Genomic DNA, 14,446 nt, shown 5'->3' on the forward strand with positions numbered 1-14,446 from the left:
CAGATTATAGGGGCACACCTGCAACTTTCCCACCGGGGAAATAACATTTTCGTAAAAAAAATTATCCCGATTGCTCATAACACAATAACAATCGTGATGACGGCCTGAGCGCAATGCTGCGCCAATACTTGCGTTCACATCAGAAATGTTTAGCCACCACACAGCCAGAATATGGCAAAGTCGCGTATTCTGATGACCCTCTACCCCAGACTGAATACAACCGCCTTACTGCTCAAGGGAGATTTTATGCCTACATCAGCCGATTTATTTGTCAGTGCATCCTGGTTGAATGCTCATCTTGATGATGAAGATATTCAGCTCGTTGACGCACGCATGCTGCCAGTTGGCGATGAAACGCGAGATATTTATGCGGAGTACCGGGCTGCACACCTGCCGGATGCCGTGTTTTTTGATATTGAGCGGCTTTCCGAGCAGCAAACATCGCTGCCACATATGATGCCTGATGCCGCCACCTTCGCCCGCGCGCTGAGTCAGCTCGGCCTCAGTGAACACCGACATCTGATCATTTACGACGAAGGCAATCTCTTTTCCGCGCCACGCGCCTGGTGGATGTTAACGCTGGCCGGGGCGCAAAGAGTTTCCCTCCTTAGCGGGGGATTGGCAGGCTGGAAGCAGCAAGGTTTCCCCCTGCAACAAGGCGATGTCGCCCTCCCTTCAGCAACTTTTCAGGTACAACCCTATCCCCACGGCGCAATACGCTCACAGGATGAGGTGCTGGCCGTTAGCCAAAACGGTAATGAGCAAATCGTTGATGCACGCGCGGCAGCGCGCTTTTTCGGACAAACGGATGAACCCCGCGAGGGGCTGCGGCGCGGCCACATTCCCGGCAGTTTCAACGTTCCCTGGAATGTGCTGGTCGCCGATGGCGCACTCAAACCCAACCATGAATTGGCAACCCTATTCGAACAGGCTGGGGTGGATATTCAACGACCGATTATCGCCAGCTGTGGTTCCGGCGTTACGGCCTCGGTCGTGATATTGGCGCTATACGCTCTTAATGCTCCCAGCGTCTCGCTGTACGATGGTTCATGGAGCGAATGGGGCGCTCGCCATGATCTCCCCATCGCAACGGCATAATCACTGATTGTGGGCACAGAGATAATCCCTGTGCCCCTATTTACGCTGGTGCGTTATTTTTAAAATCGCGCAGGAAACTTCCCCACTTACGCTCATAAAACGGCGTGGTATGGCGAATCAGAAAATGGCTGATACCCGGTTCATTTTCGCTGACAACGCATAAGTCCACCGGTCGGTCATCCGGCTGAGTATCTGTTGCAACCAATCCCGCCTCCTGAATCAGCGTCTCTAGCGCATCCCCCTGCGCATCAAGCCCTATCAGCCAATGTGGTTCGGTTTCATCAGGCTCCTGAATATGTGCGATAAACGCGCGCTTCACGTAACCGTGCTTCTTAAACAGCTCCGTCAACGAGTGGGTCATTTGCGCGGGCAGCGCTTCGGGTACGCTAATTTTTAACGCCACATCACCATCAAGAATTTGCTGTTGCGCCAGACTATTACCTGATTCGCTGGCGAGCAGATGGTCAATTTCCTGGGGTAAAAACTCTTTACCGTAGGGTAACTTCGGGTTGAGAAATAACGTGGCGCCTCGGGTAGTTTCAAACAGAGTCCGGGTAGGCAACGCCAGAAACGCCTGTTCGCTGTCCACTGCCTGCTGCAAGGCCGCCAGCGAAGAGAAAAACACAATCGCAGAGCTGCCATCCGGCTTTTCCCAGTGTTGTAACTGTAAAGCGCTACCAGCCAGCAAACGGGGTTCCGTTAAAATCTCCTCTTCGCTGCGACCCAGTACATACACCGTCGCCTCCAGCAATTCTCGAAAAAACTCAGGCCGGTGCGCGGGTTCCGAAGTCGCCTGCACCAGTACCTCTTCCAGTCGGTTTTGGGGTGAAAACTCCATCGTATTCCTCATCATCGATTACGCCAATGCCAGGACGAATGAGCAGGCCGCATACGTTTGCTGGCCGCCGCCTGGCATCCGGCGCATCCGTCAGATAAAACAACAGGGCACATGAGTGCCCTGTTCACTGTGATAACAGGCGTGGGAATTAACCCGCCTTGCTCAACAAGAAATCCGCCAGCGTACGTACGCCAACTCCCGTCGCGCCTGCCGCCCATTGTTCCACCGCCGACTTGCGATAAGTCGCCGAACAGTCAATGTGCAGCCAACCTTGCTGATAATGTTTCACAAAATGCGACAGGAACGCCGCCGCTGTGCTGGCACCGGCAGTGTGGGCCGCACCTGCGACGTTATTCAACTCGGCGAAATTCGATGGTAAATGCTGGCGATGGAACTCTTCCAGCGGCAAGCGCCAGAAGGGTTCGCCTTCGCGACGCGCGCTTTGCATCAGAGAGTCAATCATCGCATCATCGAAGCTGAACAGTGCGTGATAATCGTTGCCGAGCGCGGTTTTGGCTGCACCGGTCAGCGTCGCACAATCAATCAACCACTGTGGGTTTTGCTCAGACGCATCGATCAGCCCATCAGCCAGCACCAGTCGCCCTTCGGCATCCGTGTTCATGACTTCTACGGTTTTTCCGTTGCGATAACGGATGATGTCACCCAGGCGGAACGCATTGCCACTGACCATATTGTCCGCACAGCACAGATACAGTTTGACCCGCTGTTTCAGCCCGCGTGCGGCGGCCAGCGCCAGTGCGCCCGTTACCAGCGCCGCACCGCCCATATCAGACTTCATGGAGTCCATGAAGCTACTTCCTTTCAGGCTATAGCCACCGGAATCGAACGTAATGCCTTTACCGACCAGACACGCCAGTACCGGCGCATCCGCCTTGCCGGTGGGGTTAAAATCAAGCGCCAGCAAGACAGGTTGACGCTCAGAACCACGCCCGACAGTATGCAACCCGCTATAGTTTTGCTCGCGTAAGTCTTCACCTTTGGTGATGCGGTAAGAGATGGCTTCGCCTGCAACGCTGCACAGCAAGTCAATCGCGCGAGTGGCCAGCTGCTCAGGGCCAAGATCCTCGGCAGGCAAATTGATGGTGTCGCGCACCCAATCAACAATCTTCAAACGGTGTTGCAGCTCTTGCTGTTGATCATCCGCCAGCGTTGCCCACTCCACAGTGCGCTTGCCTTTCGGCCCACGGAACCCCTGCCAGAAAGCCCAGCTATGCTCCAGGTTCCAGCCTTCTCCTGCCAGTTTGACATGCCGAATCCCCTGCCCATCCAGTTTACGGGCGGCACGCTGAATGATGGCCTGCGGTTTTTCGCCAGACAGGTGAATAGTGAACCCCTGCTCATTCGCCGTTAATGCGGCTTTTTCACCCCAGCGGGCGTCCGCTGGCTGATGAGAAAGGGTAATCAGCATCGCTTCAGTTGTCATATCTACTCCATAAAGGGTCTGCTTATGTTGCACTAACCCATTATCGCTATGATAAAAAAGAGAAAACGGGCCACCGCAAGGTAGCCCCGTTCACCCGATTTACTCCGCTTCGTCAAGCCACACTAACAGGATAGCTTCGAGAATTTTTTCGTTTGATGCTTCTGGCTCATCGTCAAACTCATCCAGTTCACAAATCCAGCGGTGCAGATCGGTAAAACGTACCGTTTTCGGGTCAATCTCAGGATAAAGATCGTACAGCGCTTCACCGATTTCGCGGCTATCAGTCCATTTCAGTCCCATAGATGACTCCGATTAATGTTCGCGTGCATGGTTAATGGTGTAGCGAGGAATCTCTACCACCAGATCTTCATCGGTAACGCGCGCCTGACATCCCAGACGGCTTTCCGGCTCCAGACCCCAGGCTTTATCCAGCATATCATCTTCATCTTCGGTACTTTCCGCCAATGAATCAAATCCTTCGCGGACAATACAGTGGCAGGTTGTACAAGCGCAGGATTTTTCACACGCGTGCTCAATTTCAATACCATTGCGCAGTGCGACATCCAGAATGGTTTCACCACGCTTCGCTTCCAGCACCGCGCCTTGCGGACACAAATCCTGATGCGGCAGAAAAACAATCTTGGGCATGTTATACCTCGTCCACAGAATGACCCGCCAGCGCACGCCGAATGGACTCATCCATACGACGGGCCGCAAATTCCTGGGTTTGTTGGTCTAATGTTTTAATCGCTGCTTCAATGGCTGAAGCATCCGTTCCCTGTGCGGCCTGCTGTAGTTGCAGGCTGGCAGCATCAATCGCCGCCCGCTCTTGTTCACTTAATAATGCAGCATCTGATGCCAGCGCGCTGCCAAGGCTTTCCAGCACCCGGGCAGCCTCCACCCGTTGCTCCGCCAGCATACGTGCGCCGACATCATGCTGCGCATTCTGCATCGAATCTTTAATCATGGTGGCGATTTCATCATCGCTCAATCCATAGGAGGGTTTGACGGTAATCGACGCTTCCACACCGGTGGATTTCTCCATCGCCGTCACGCTCAGTAGCCCATCCGCATCAACCTGAAATGTCACTCTGATGTGCGCGCCGCCTGCCGGCATCGCAGGAATACCGCGCAAAGTAAAACGCCCCAAAGAACGACAGTCTTGCACCAACTCACGTTCACCTTGTAAAACGTGAATCATCATGGCGGTCTGCCCGTCTTTGAAGGTGGTGAATTCCTGAGCCCGCGCCACTGGAATCGTGGTGTTGCGGGGAATCACTTTTTCCACCAGCCCGCCCATGGTTTCCAATCCAAGAGAGAGTGGAATCACATCCAGCAGCAGCATCTCGCTGTCAGGCTTATTCCCCACCAAAATATCAGCCTGAATCGCCGCGCCGATAGCCACTACTCTGTCTGGGTCAATGGCAGTAAGCGGTGTGCGACCAAAGAATTCGCCGACCTGCTCACGTACCAGCGGCACACGGGTCGAGCCACCGACCATCACCACCTCTTTGACCTCATCGGCATCGACACCGGCATCTTTTAACGTGCGACGGCAAGACAGCAAGGTACGTTTTACCAGCGGCGCGATTAATGCATTGAACTGTTCACGGCTCATTTCGCCTTGCCAGCCAGCGACAGCTATCGCTACGCGCGGGGCATCACTTAGCGCAATTTTCGTGTCTATGGCCGTATTGAGCAGCGCTTGCTGTAGCTGATGATCGCCACGCTCGGTAATCCCGGCCTGCTCACGAATCCACTCAACCACCAGATTATCAAAGTCATCGCCGCCAAGCGCTGAATCACCGCCAGTGGCCAGCACTTCGAACACCCCACGGCTTAGACGTAAAATCGAAATATCAAACGTACCGCCACCCAGGTCATAAACCGCAATGACCCCTTCCTGACCAGAGTCCAGACCGTACGCTATCGCCGCCGCCGTCGGCTCATTGAGCAAGCGCAGCACATGCAGCCCGGCCAGCCGCGCAGCGTCTTTTGTGCCCTGGCGTTGGGCATCATCAAAATAAGCGGGAACCGTAATCACAACGCCATCAGGCAAGCCGTTGAGTGCCGCCTCGGCACGCTCGGTCAGCGCGGTCAGAATATCGGCTGACACCTGAATCGGGTTACGCGGGCCGGCTGCAGTCTGCAATACCGGCGAGCCATTGTCGCTGGCGTCAAACTGATAGGGCAGATGAGGATAGCGCTGTTGAATGTCAGCCAGCGAGCGCCCCATTAATCGTTTAACCGAACTGATGGTGTTCACCGGATCGACCACCGCCTGCTGACGCGCCTGCCAGCCCACCTGCTGCCCGTCCGCGCCGTAATGCACGACCGATGGCAACAAATGACGCCCGTCATGGTCAGGCAAAGTTTGAGCTTCACCGCTACGCACCGTCGCGACCAGAGAGTGCGTCGTGCCCAGATCAATTCCCACCGCCAGACGATGCTGATGCGGGGCGGCACTCAGCCCGGGTTCGCTGATTTGTAATAAGGCCATATTGAGCTTCCATCCATTAGCAGAAAGCCTGTCTATCGCATGTCCACCGGGGTGGTGTCACATCAACAGGCTTTCGCCAAACTGTATTGGCGTAAATGATATTGGCGTAATGTCTTGTATAGTAAATCGTTTTGTATGGTATATCGCTTATTCGGCAACGGTTGCATGACTCAGAGCATCACTGCGCGCACACTTATCGCTCCAGCCACTGCTCTTCAAGTTGTTCAACTTGTTGACGAAGCCGATCAAAAAAGCGCAGTTTACGCACCATATCGGCTGCATTTGGCCAATCCATTGCATCAAGCGCTGACTGCATCTGTTCGCTGCGTTCGCGTATCATGGCTTGCAGGCGCTTCTCAAACGCCGATAGCGCAGCCTCGGCATCAGGGCGACGTTCGATATCATCCAGCTCTTCGCGTAGTTCCATTTGCGCCATCAGAAAAGCAGTATCATGCAACGTATGCTGTTCATTACCTAAATCAAAACCGTGCAAAGATAGCATATACTCTGCGCGTTTCAGTGGATGTTTCAGCGTTTGATATGCGTTATTGATAGTCGCAGCCTGCTGTAATGCCAGCATTCGCTCGCGCTCCGGGCTTGAAGCGAATCGGTCAGGGTGGAACTGGCGTTGCAATTCCTGAAAGCGGGAAGCAAGCAGGCTGCCATCCACGTTGTAGCGAATTGGCAGCCCGAATAAAGTAAAATAATCCATAATGCGCTCTGGGTTTACAGACAAGCGAGGCGAGCCCGCCACGTTATCTTTCAACGCTGTATAAAGCGGCACAGCATCTGTACCGCCCCAACAGCGCAAATGCAAATAACGCAGCGAACATCGTGTCAACACGTTACGTTTACCAGCCGTCAAACCAGCTTCACCGTCGTGAAAACAGCGAGGCTGGCACGGCAAAACGTCAGTGATCAATCCGTGCGATTAAACATTCGTGCGGTTAGATATTCTTGCGGTTAAACATTAAAGCTTTCGCCGCAACCACACTCGCTGGAAACGTTCGGGTTATTGAATTTAAAGCCTTCGTTCAGACCTTCCTTGACGAAATCCAACTGCGTGCCATCAAGATAGACCAGACTCTTACCATCAATAATGACCTTCACGCCTTTGTCTTCAAACACCACATCATCAGCGTTTAATTCATCAACAAATTCCAGTACATACGCCATACCGGAACAGCCGGACGTTCTCACACCCAGACGCAGGCCGACGCCTTTGCCACGGTTGGCCATAAAGGCGTTGACGCGTTGCGCAGCGCTGTCGCTCAGGGTAATCGACATACCAAAACCTCTAATTCGTCTGTCTGTTATTTGTCGCTGCGTTTGCTTTTATAATCGGCAATCGCTGCTTTGATAGCATCTTCAGCCAGAATAGAGCAGTGAATCTTCACTGGCGGTAATTCTAGTTCTTCAGCAATTTGTGTGTTTTTGATGGATTCCGCTTCGTTCAGGCTTTTCCCTTTCACCCACTCCGTCACCAGTGAGCTTGAAGCAATCGCCGAACCACAGCCGTAAGTCTTAAAACGCGCATCTTCAATGATGCCCTGCTCGTTCACTTTGATCTGTAACTTCATTACGTCGCCACATGCTGGCGCTCCCACCATGCCGCTACCGATATTCGGATCGGATGAGTCGAACGAACCGACATTGCGCGGATTTTCATAGTGATCAATTACTTTTTCGCTGTAAGCCATAATATGTGTCCTGATTCTTGCGAATTAATGATGCGCCCATTCGATGCTGTTGATATCCACGCCGGATTTGAACATCTCCCACAGTGGGGAAAGATCACGCAGACGGCCAATGGATTTACGAACCAGATCGATGGTGTAGTCAATTTCTTCTTCAGTGGTGAAGCGACCCAGTGAGAAACGAATTGAACTGTGGGCCAGTTCATCGCTCATTCCCAGCGCTCGCAACACATAGGAAGGTTCCAGGCTGGCTGAGGTACAGGCCGAACCGGAAGAAACTGCCAGATCTTTTAGTGCCATGATCAACGATTCGCCTTCAACATAGTTGAAGCTGACGTTGAGAATGTTTGGCACGCCCTGTTCCAGATCACCATTCAGGTACACTTCTTCAATATCGTTGATGCCATGCCACAACCGATCGCGAAGGGCACGCAAACGCGCAGATTCTTGCGCCATTTCGTCCCTGGCAATGCGATACGCTTCGCCCATTCCCACAATTTGGTGTACAGGCAAGGTTCCTGAACGCATGCCGCGTTCGTGACCACCGCCATGCATTTGCGCTTCAATACGTATGCGTGGTTTACGGCGAACATAGAGCGCGCCAATCCCTTTCGGGCCATAAATTTTGTGGCCGGAGAAAGACATCAGATCAACTTTCAGTTGGCTGAGATCAATAGGCAGTTTACCAACGCTCTGGGTCGCATCAACATGGAAAACAATGCCACGGCTACGGCACATTTCACCGATAGTGGCAATGTCCTGCACCACACCTATCTCATTGTTAACATGCATAATAGACACAAGAATTGTGTCTTCACGCATAGCCGCTTCCAGCTCAGTCAACGAGATAATGCCGTTACGCTGTGGCGCCAGATACGTCACCTCAAAGCCTTCACGCTCTAACTGGCGGCAAGTATCCAACACGGCTTTGTGTTCAGTTTTGCTGGTGATGATGTGTTTGCCTTTCTTCTGATAGAAATTGGCCACACCCTTGATAGCCAAGTTATCAGACTCGGTCGCTCCAGACGTGAAGACTATCTCACGCGGATCGGCACCAACCAGTTCGGCTATCTGATTACGTGCGATATCAACCGCCTCTTCCGCCTGCCAGCCAAAACGGTGGGAACGGGAAGCCGGGTTGCCAAAAGTGCCATCCAGCGTTAGACACTGCATCATTTTTTCCGCTACACGCGGGTCAACCGGCGTAGTAGCAGAATAATCCAGATAAATGGGTAACTTCATTGCTCTTAAACTCCGTACATCACATCAAAACGTTCAAGGCGTTTTGTTCTTTATTTCGTTCGGCACGCAAGACTTCGTTCAGGCACGCAAGTTGACGTTGATGGTTTCTTGTATGCGACCATTAGCAGTACGGCGCGTGTCAGCATCCTGACGATCCGCGACGTCCAACACTTCTTTGTTATTGACCAGCTCATCCAGCGTAATGTTATTGAGGAATTCGCTGATACGCTCACTCAAATCACGCCACAGGGTATGCGTCAAACAGCGATCGCCACCCTGACAGCCCTCTTTACCCTGACAACGGGTAGCATCAACAGATTCGTCAACGGCCGAAATCACTGAACCGATGGCGATTTGCGCGGCATCTTTACCTAACAGATAGCCACCACCCGGACCACGAACGCTGGCAACCAGGCCATGTTTACGCAGGCGTGAAAACAGCTGCTCCAGATAAGAAAGCGAAATACCCTGACGTTCAGAGATATCAGCCAGCGGAACCGGGCCTTCTTTTGAGTGCAACGCCACATCCAGCATGGCGGTAACGGCATAGCGGCCTTTCGATGTCAGTCTCATGTTAGTGGTATCCGTAAGATAAACATGTATTATTAAGACAAGTATGATGAGTCAAGTATACATAGCACGAAGATGAGTCTGACATTCCCGAGTATTTTAGTCAACTATTTAACCGAGTAAATAACTCAACTATTTTTCACTCAACCGGATCAGTGGCTATCCTCTGGCGGAGCGGCTTTACCGATGGCGCTCAATACCCCACGTAAGATATTGAGTTCCTGTGTTTCTGGGCGCGCGCGGGTGAACAATCGACGCAGCTTATTCATCACCTGCCCCTGATGGGTCTGACGAATAAAACCGGTTTGCAGCAGTGTCTCTTCCAAATGTTGATAAAAACGCTCGAGGTCATCAACCAATGGATAAGGGCTTTCTTCATGCGGCGGCTGCCCTTGCTGCTGCCAGTCAAGCCAGGCGACGCGAATTTCGTAAGCCAAAATTTGCACCGCCATCGCGAGATTCAGCGAACTGTACTCAGGGTTGGCTGGAATCGCGACATGATAGTGGCATTTCTGCAACTCATCGTTAGTTAACCCAACGCGCTCACGGCCAAAAACCAGCGCCACCGGTGCATGCTGCACTTCCTGAATACTGCGCTCGCCGCATTCACGCGGTTCCAGCATCGGCCAGGGAAGCGTGCGGGAGCGTGCGCTGGTGCCAATCACCAGACCACAGCCTTCCAGCGCCTGATCGAGCGTATCGACAATCGTCGCGTTACCAATGACATCACTGGCACCGGCAGACAGGGAAATCGCCTGTGAGTCGGGTTTTACCAGCGGGTTGACCAGCCAGAGGTTCGTTAACCCCATGGTTTTCATTGCCCTGGCTGTCGATCCCATATTGCCGGTATGGGACGTCTCCACCAGCACAATGCGTATATTCTCTAACATGTGGACTCTGTCATGCGAAGTGAAAAAATATCGCAGCATATTAACACAAACTTTGCTGTTTTCTCTTGCTGACGTAATCTGCTATACTGCGCGCCGTTTTCTGTTCTTTAACATTCTTGTGGACGATACCATGCATCCGATGCTTAACATCGCCGTGCGCGCTGCGCGTAAAGGCGGTAATTTAATAGCTAAAAACTACGAAACACCTGACGCCGTCGAAGCCAGTCAAAAAGGCAGTAATGATTTTGTCACTAACGTTGATCGCGATGCAGAACGTCTGATTATCGAGGTAATCCGCAAAGCCTACCCGCAGCACACCATTATCGGTGAAGAGTGCGGCGAGCTGGCCGGTGAAGATAATGACGTTCAATGGATTATCGATCCACTGGATGGCACATCTAACTTTATTAAACGTCTTCCCCATTTTGCTGTTTCCATCGCTGTGCGCGTCAAAGGCCGCACAGAAGTCGCCGTTGTCTACGATCCTATGCGTAACGAACTGTTTACCGCTACCCGTGGTCAGGGTGCGCAGTTAAATGGTTATCGTCTGCGCGGCAGCAACGCTCGCGATTTGGACGGCACGATTCTGGCTACCGGTTTCCCGTTCAAACAAAAACAGCACAGCGCCAGTTATTTACGCATGCTGGAAGCGCTGTTTAGCCAGTGCGCGGATTTCCGTCGCACCGGTTCTGCCGCACTGGATTTGGCTTACGTTGCAGCCGGTCGTGTCGATGGCTTCTTTGAAATCGGCCTCAAACCGTGGGATTTTGCCGGAGGTGAATTGCTGGTGCGTGAGGCCGGTGGCATCGTTACCGACTTCATCGGCGGCCATAACTCATTCTCTTCTGGCAACATTGTTGCTGGCAATCCACGTGTGGTGAAAGCGCTGCTGTCCACCATCCGCGATCAATTGAGTGACGCGTTAAAACGCTAATCCCGCCTTATGGGCATGTCGCCTGATGTGACATGCCCATACTGTTATTTTTCCTTACAACTCTTCCCTATTGAGTAAATGCCTAAGTTTATATGATAATAATTATTAAACTCATTCATTTGCTGCGGGCTTCCCCCGCGATAGCGGTTCATGGCAGGAAAAATTATGCTAAAAAAATCATGGCATCGTCTGGTATTGGCAACCTCACTCACTCTCTCTTGTAACGGCTTTGCCACCCAATATCCCCTTACACTGACAGACATTGACGGCCAGAACGTTACCATCCAACAAGAACCACAGCGTATCGTGTTACAGGATGGGCGCGATATTATGTCGCTGGCGTTGCTCGACCGGGATAATCCGTTCAGCCGCGTCATTGCCTGGAATAATTTGCCGAAAAAACAAGACAGCGCGACCTGGGAATTGCTGAAAGGGAAATGGCCTCAGGCTGATGGTATTCTGGATATGGGCTTTGGCGACAAAGGCGATATCGAACTGGAAAGTATTCTGGCGAAAAAACCGGATTTGATGGTAGCGCAGTTGCGCGCCAAGGTGTCGCTTGAAAGCAACGGCGTTGTTAACAAGCTAAAATCGTTAGGCATTCCGCTGTTGTTTGTTGACTACGAAATCGACCCGGCAAAAAATACCGCCGTGAGCGTTGATTTGCTTGGTAAAGTGCTCAATCGGGAAGATAACGCCAAGGCTTATACTGATTTTTATCGCCAGCATTTTGCCGATATCCAGAAAACCACGGCGGCGCAAACCAGCAAACCCAAAGTCTTTATTGAACCTATCGCCGGTAACAGCGAAGCCTGTTGCTTTAGCCACGCGCACAATGGTTGGGGCGGTTTACTGGAAGCGGTTGGCGCGAAAAATATTGGTTCAGAACTGCTGCCAGGCGCTACCGGGTTTGTATCGCTGGAAAAAGTGATCAGTGAAAAACCGGACGCTTACATCATGACCGGTTCTAAACGCGGTAACGGCGCCAGTAAAATTCTGCCGTTCGGCTATGGTGCCAGCACAGATGATATTCAGGATAAAGCCAAGGCGCTGTTAAGCCGCACGGGTGTTGATCAGGTGCCGGCTATCAAGTCAGGGCAAATCTACGGTGTTTATCACCACTTCTATAATCACCCTTACAATATCGTTGGCATGGAATACCTGGCCAAAGCCGTTTATCCAAAAGCGTTTGCCAGCCTGAACCCGGATGATACTTACCACTACATTGTCCGTCATTTCACCACATTGCCTGACAGCAACTTTATTTTTGCCCGCAAACTGGCCGAGTAATCATCATCCATGAGCGTAACCACTGAACCTTCCCTCAGCCGTGTCAGCACGGCTGAAAACAGCGCGATAAGCCGCTATCGCCATGTTATTCGCCATCGCCTGATGATTATGGGCCTGTTGGCGGTGGCGATTGTGGCGTCGCTACTGCTGGATTTTGTGCTCGGCCCTTCGGGCTTGCCGTTACATGTGCTGTGGCAAACCCTGACGGACCCGGCCAATGCCGATGCCGGTAGCCGGGTTATCGTCTGGGACATTCGTCTACCGTATGCGTTGATGGCGGTGGTGGTTGGCCTGGCGTTGGGGTTAGCGGGTGCGGAAATGCAAACTATCCTCAACAACCCGCTGGCCAGTCCATTTACGCTTGGGGTTTCCTCTGCGGCGGCGTTTGGTGCCGCGCTGGCGATTGTCCTGGGTATCGGTATCCCCGGGGTTCCGGCGCAATGGTTTATTTCTGCTAACGCCTTTGTCTTCGCGCTGCTGGCCGCCTTGTTGCTAGACGGGATTACCCGCTGGACTAAGGTGGCAACTTCCGGTGTGGTGCTGTTTGGTATCGCGCTGGTGTTTACCTTTAACGCGCTGGTTTCGATTCTGCAATTCATCGCTAACGAAGATACGTTACAAGGGCTGGTGTTCTGGACGATGGGCAGTCTGGCACGCTCTTCCTGGGAAAAACTCGGGATACTGCTACTGGTATTGGCGATTGTGATGCCGCTGTCGATGATGAGCGCATGGAAACTGACGGCACTGCGTTTAGGGGAAGACCGCGCGATCAGCTTCGGTATTAATGTACGCCGCCTGCGGCTGGCTACACTGCTGCGCATTAGTCTGCTATCCGCGCTGTCCGTGGCCTTCGTCGGCCCAATCGGTTTTATCGGGCTGGTTGCTCCACACATCGCGCGGCTTATTTTCGGCGAAGATCATCGCTTTTATTTACCGGCCAGCGCCCTGACCGGCGCACTCGTGTTGTCACTGGCGTCCGTTGCTTCGAAAAACTTACTGCCGGGCGTCATCATTCCTGTGGGTATCGTCACATCGTTGGTTGGCGTGCCGTTTTTCCTGAGCATTATTTTACGCAACCGGGGGAACGTATGAGCCGTCACGGTTTATCTATCGCCACGTTTTCAGCCGGTTATCCGAAACGCCGCGTCATTAACCAATTGTCTGTTCCGCTGCTGCCTCGCGGCAAGATAACGGTTTTGTTAGGGCCAAACGGCAGCGGTAAATCAACCCTGCTACGGGCGCTGGCGGGCTTAGGTGAGGCCCAGGGCGATTTACTGCTTGATGACGATAACCTGATGCAGTTGCCGTTCGCCAAGCGCGCCGAGAAAGTGGTGTATCTGCCGCAATCGCTCCCGGCGGGCGTGCATCTACACGTGCTGGAATCAATTATCGTCGCCCAGCGCGCCAGCGGTGCGCACCACCCTGATAGTGAGCAGGATGTGATGACGCTGCTGCGCCAGTTGGGTATCGAGCATCTGGCCATGAGCTACCTTGATCAGCTCTCCGGCGGGCAGAAACAGCTGGTTGGTCTGGCGCAATCGCTTATTCGCCAGCCGTCATTGCTATTACTTGATGAACCCCTCAGCGCACTCGACCTGAATTATCAATTTCACGTCATGGACTTGGTACGTCAGGAAACGCGCAAGCGCGATATCGTCACCGTGGTCGTTGTGCATGATATCAACATCGCACTGCGCCACGGCGATCATGTACTGATGCTAAAAGACGGTAGGCTGATTGCCGATGGCGAGCCGGCCGAAGTCATCAGCGAGCAGAGTCTGGCGCAGGTTTACGGCGTGCGTGGGCGAATTGAACGCTGCTCACGCGGTATACCGCAAGTGATGATTGACGGGCTGGTTGCCGAACCCACGTTCTGATTAGCACAAACCGCCATAAAGCAAACCGCCATAAAAAAGCCCCGCTCATCTTACCAGAGCGGGGCT

16 protein-coding genes are annotated in these 14,446 nt (G+C 52.8%); 5 read left to right on the forward strand and 11 right to left on the reverse strand.

Going from position 1 to position 14,446, the window contains the following annotated elements; all coding sequences use genetic code 11:
- Positions 1 to 246: 246 nt before the first annotated feature.
- On the forward strand, positions 247 to 1,098 hold the full coding sequence (gene sseA / locus O1Q98_RS06480; RefSeq protein WP_125260296.1) for a 3-mercaptopyruvate sulfurtransferase: 852 nt from the start codon (positions 247 to 249) through the stop codon (positions 1,096 to 1,098).
- A gap of 40 nt (positions 1,099 to 1,138) precedes the next feature.
- Here sseA and sseB read toward each other — a convergent pair whose 3' ends face one another.
- From sseB to trmJ, 11 genes are all read right to left on the reverse strand, one after another.
- Positions 1,139 to 1,936 (reverse strand): enhanced serine sensitivity protein SseB, encoded by a 798-nt coding sequence (gene sseB, locus O1Q98_RS06485; protein ID WP_125260297.1) that lies wholly within the window; start codon positions 1,934 to 1,936, stop codon positions 1,139 to 1,141.
- 148 nt (positions 1,937 to 2,084) lie between these two features.
- The gene (gene pepB, locus O1Q98_RS06490; RefSeq protein ID WP_125260298.1) at positions 2,085 to 3,380 is read right to left on the reverse strand and encodes an aminopeptidase PepB; all 1,296 of its coding nucleotides are present in this window, start codon (positions 3,378 to 3,380) and stop codon (positions 2,085 to 2,087) included.
- 99 nt (positions 3,381 to 3,479) lie between these two features.
- Positions 3,480 to 3,680 carry a Fe-S cluster assembly protein IscX gene (gene iscX, locus O1Q98_RS06495; RefSeq protein WP_125260299.1) on the reverse strand — a complete coding sequence of 67 codons (201 nt, stop codon included), beginning with the start codon at positions 3,678 to 3,680 and terminating at the stop codon, positions 3,480 to 3,482.
- A gap of 12 nt (positions 3,681 to 3,692) precedes the next feature.
- Positions 3,693 to 4,028 (reverse strand): ISC system 2Fe-2S type ferredoxin, encoded by a 336-nt coding sequence (gene fdx / locus O1Q98_RS06500; protein ID WP_035343545.1) that lies wholly within the window; start codon positions 4,026 to 4,028, stop codon positions 3,693 to 3,695.
- Between the two features lies 1 nt (position 4,029).
- Positions 4,030 to 5,880, reverse strand: coding sequence for a Fe-S protein assembly chaperone HscA (gene hscA, locus O1Q98_RS06505; protein ID WP_125260300.1), 1,851 nt, complete (start codon positions 5,878 to 5,880; stop codon positions 4,030 to 4,032).
- Positions 5,881 to 6,073: 193 nt separating this feature from the next.
- On the reverse strand, positions 6,074 to 6,592 hold the full coding sequence (gene hscB / locus O1Q98_RS06510; protein ID WP_125260301.1) for a co-chaperone HscB: 519 nt from the start codon (positions 6,590 to 6,592) through the stop codon (positions 6,074 to 6,076).
- 251 nt (positions 6,593 to 6,843) lie between these two features.
- The gene (iscA, locus tag O1Q98_RS06515) at positions 6,844 to 7,167 is read right to left on the reverse strand and encodes an iron-sulfur cluster assembly protein IscA (protein WP_125260302.1); all 324 of its coding nucleotides are present in this window, start codon (positions 7,165 to 7,167) and stop codon (positions 6,844 to 6,846) included.
- A gap of 26 nt (positions 7,168 to 7,193) precedes the next feature.
- Entirely contained in the window at positions 7,194 to 7,580 is a 387-nt protein-coding gene (iscU, locus tag O1Q98_RS06520) for a Fe-S cluster assembly scaffold IscU (protein ID WP_125260303.1), read from the reverse strand.
- A 24-nt stretch (positions 7,581 to 7,604) separates the two neighbouring features.
- Complete coding sequence (locus O1Q98_RS06525) at positions 7,605 to 8,819, reverse strand: IscS subfamily cysteine desulfurase (protein ID WP_125260304.1); 1,215 nt, start codon at positions 8,817 to 8,819, stop codon at positions 7,605 to 7,607.
- Positions 8,820 to 8,897: 78 nt separating this feature from the next.
- Positions 8,898 to 9,392: a Fe-S cluster assembly transcriptional regulator IscR gene (gene iscR, locus O1Q98_RS06530; protein ID WP_125260305.1), complete on the reverse strand. Its 495-nt coding sequence runs from the start codon at positions 9,390 to 9,392 to the stop codon at positions 8,898 to 8,900.
- A gap of 149 nt (positions 9,393 to 9,541) precedes the next feature.
- Positions 9,542 to 10,279: a tRNA (cytosine(32)/uridine(32)-2'-O)-methyltransferase TrmJ gene (gene trmJ / locus O1Q98_RS06535; protein ID WP_125260306.1), complete on the reverse strand. Its 738-nt coding sequence runs from the start codon at positions 10,277 to 10,279 to the stop codon at positions 9,542 to 9,544.
- Between the two features lie 130 nt (positions 10,280 to 10,409).
- On the opposite strand from trmJ, the gene suhB reads away from it, so the two are divergent.
- The 4 genes from suhB (at position 10,410) to O1Q98_RS06555 (ending at position 14,380) form a co-directional block, all read left to right on the forward strand.
- On the forward strand, positions 10,410 to 11,213 hold the full coding sequence (suhB, locus tag O1Q98_RS06540) for an inositol-1-monophosphatase (protein WP_125260307.1): 804 nt from the start codon (positions 10,410 to 10,412) through the stop codon (positions 11,211 to 11,213).
- 165 nt (positions 11,214 to 11,378) lie between these two features.
- On the forward strand, positions 11,379 to 12,503 hold the full coding sequence (locus tag O1Q98_RS06545; protein WP_125260308.1) for an ABC transporter substrate-binding protein: 1,125 nt from the start codon (positions 11,379 to 11,381) through the stop codon (positions 12,501 to 12,503).
- Between the two features lie 9 nt (positions 12,504 to 12,512).
- Positions 12,513 to 13,595 carry a FecCD family ABC transporter permease gene (locus tag O1Q98_RS06550; RefSeq protein WP_125260309.1) on the forward strand — a complete coding sequence of 361 codons (1,083 nt, stop codon included), beginning with the start codon at positions 12,513 to 12,515 and terminating at the stop codon, positions 13,593 to 13,595.
- Positions 13,592 to 14,380 carry an ABC transporter ATP-binding protein gene (locus O1Q98_RS06555; RefSeq protein WP_125260310.1) on the forward strand — a complete coding sequence of 263 codons (789 nt, stop codon included), beginning with the start codon at positions 13,592 to 13,594 and terminating at the stop codon, positions 14,378 to 14,380. The genes O1Q98_RS06550 and O1Q98_RS06555 overlap by 4 nt, the downstream gene beginning before the upstream one ends.
- Positions 14,381 to 14,446: the final 66 nt, after the last annotated feature.

It is taken from the genome of Dickeya lacustris (genome assembly GCF_029635795.1).
GTDB classification, from domain to species: Bacteria; Pseudomonadota; Gammaproteobacteria; order Enterobacterales; family Enterobacteriaceae; genus Dickeya; species Dickeya lacustris.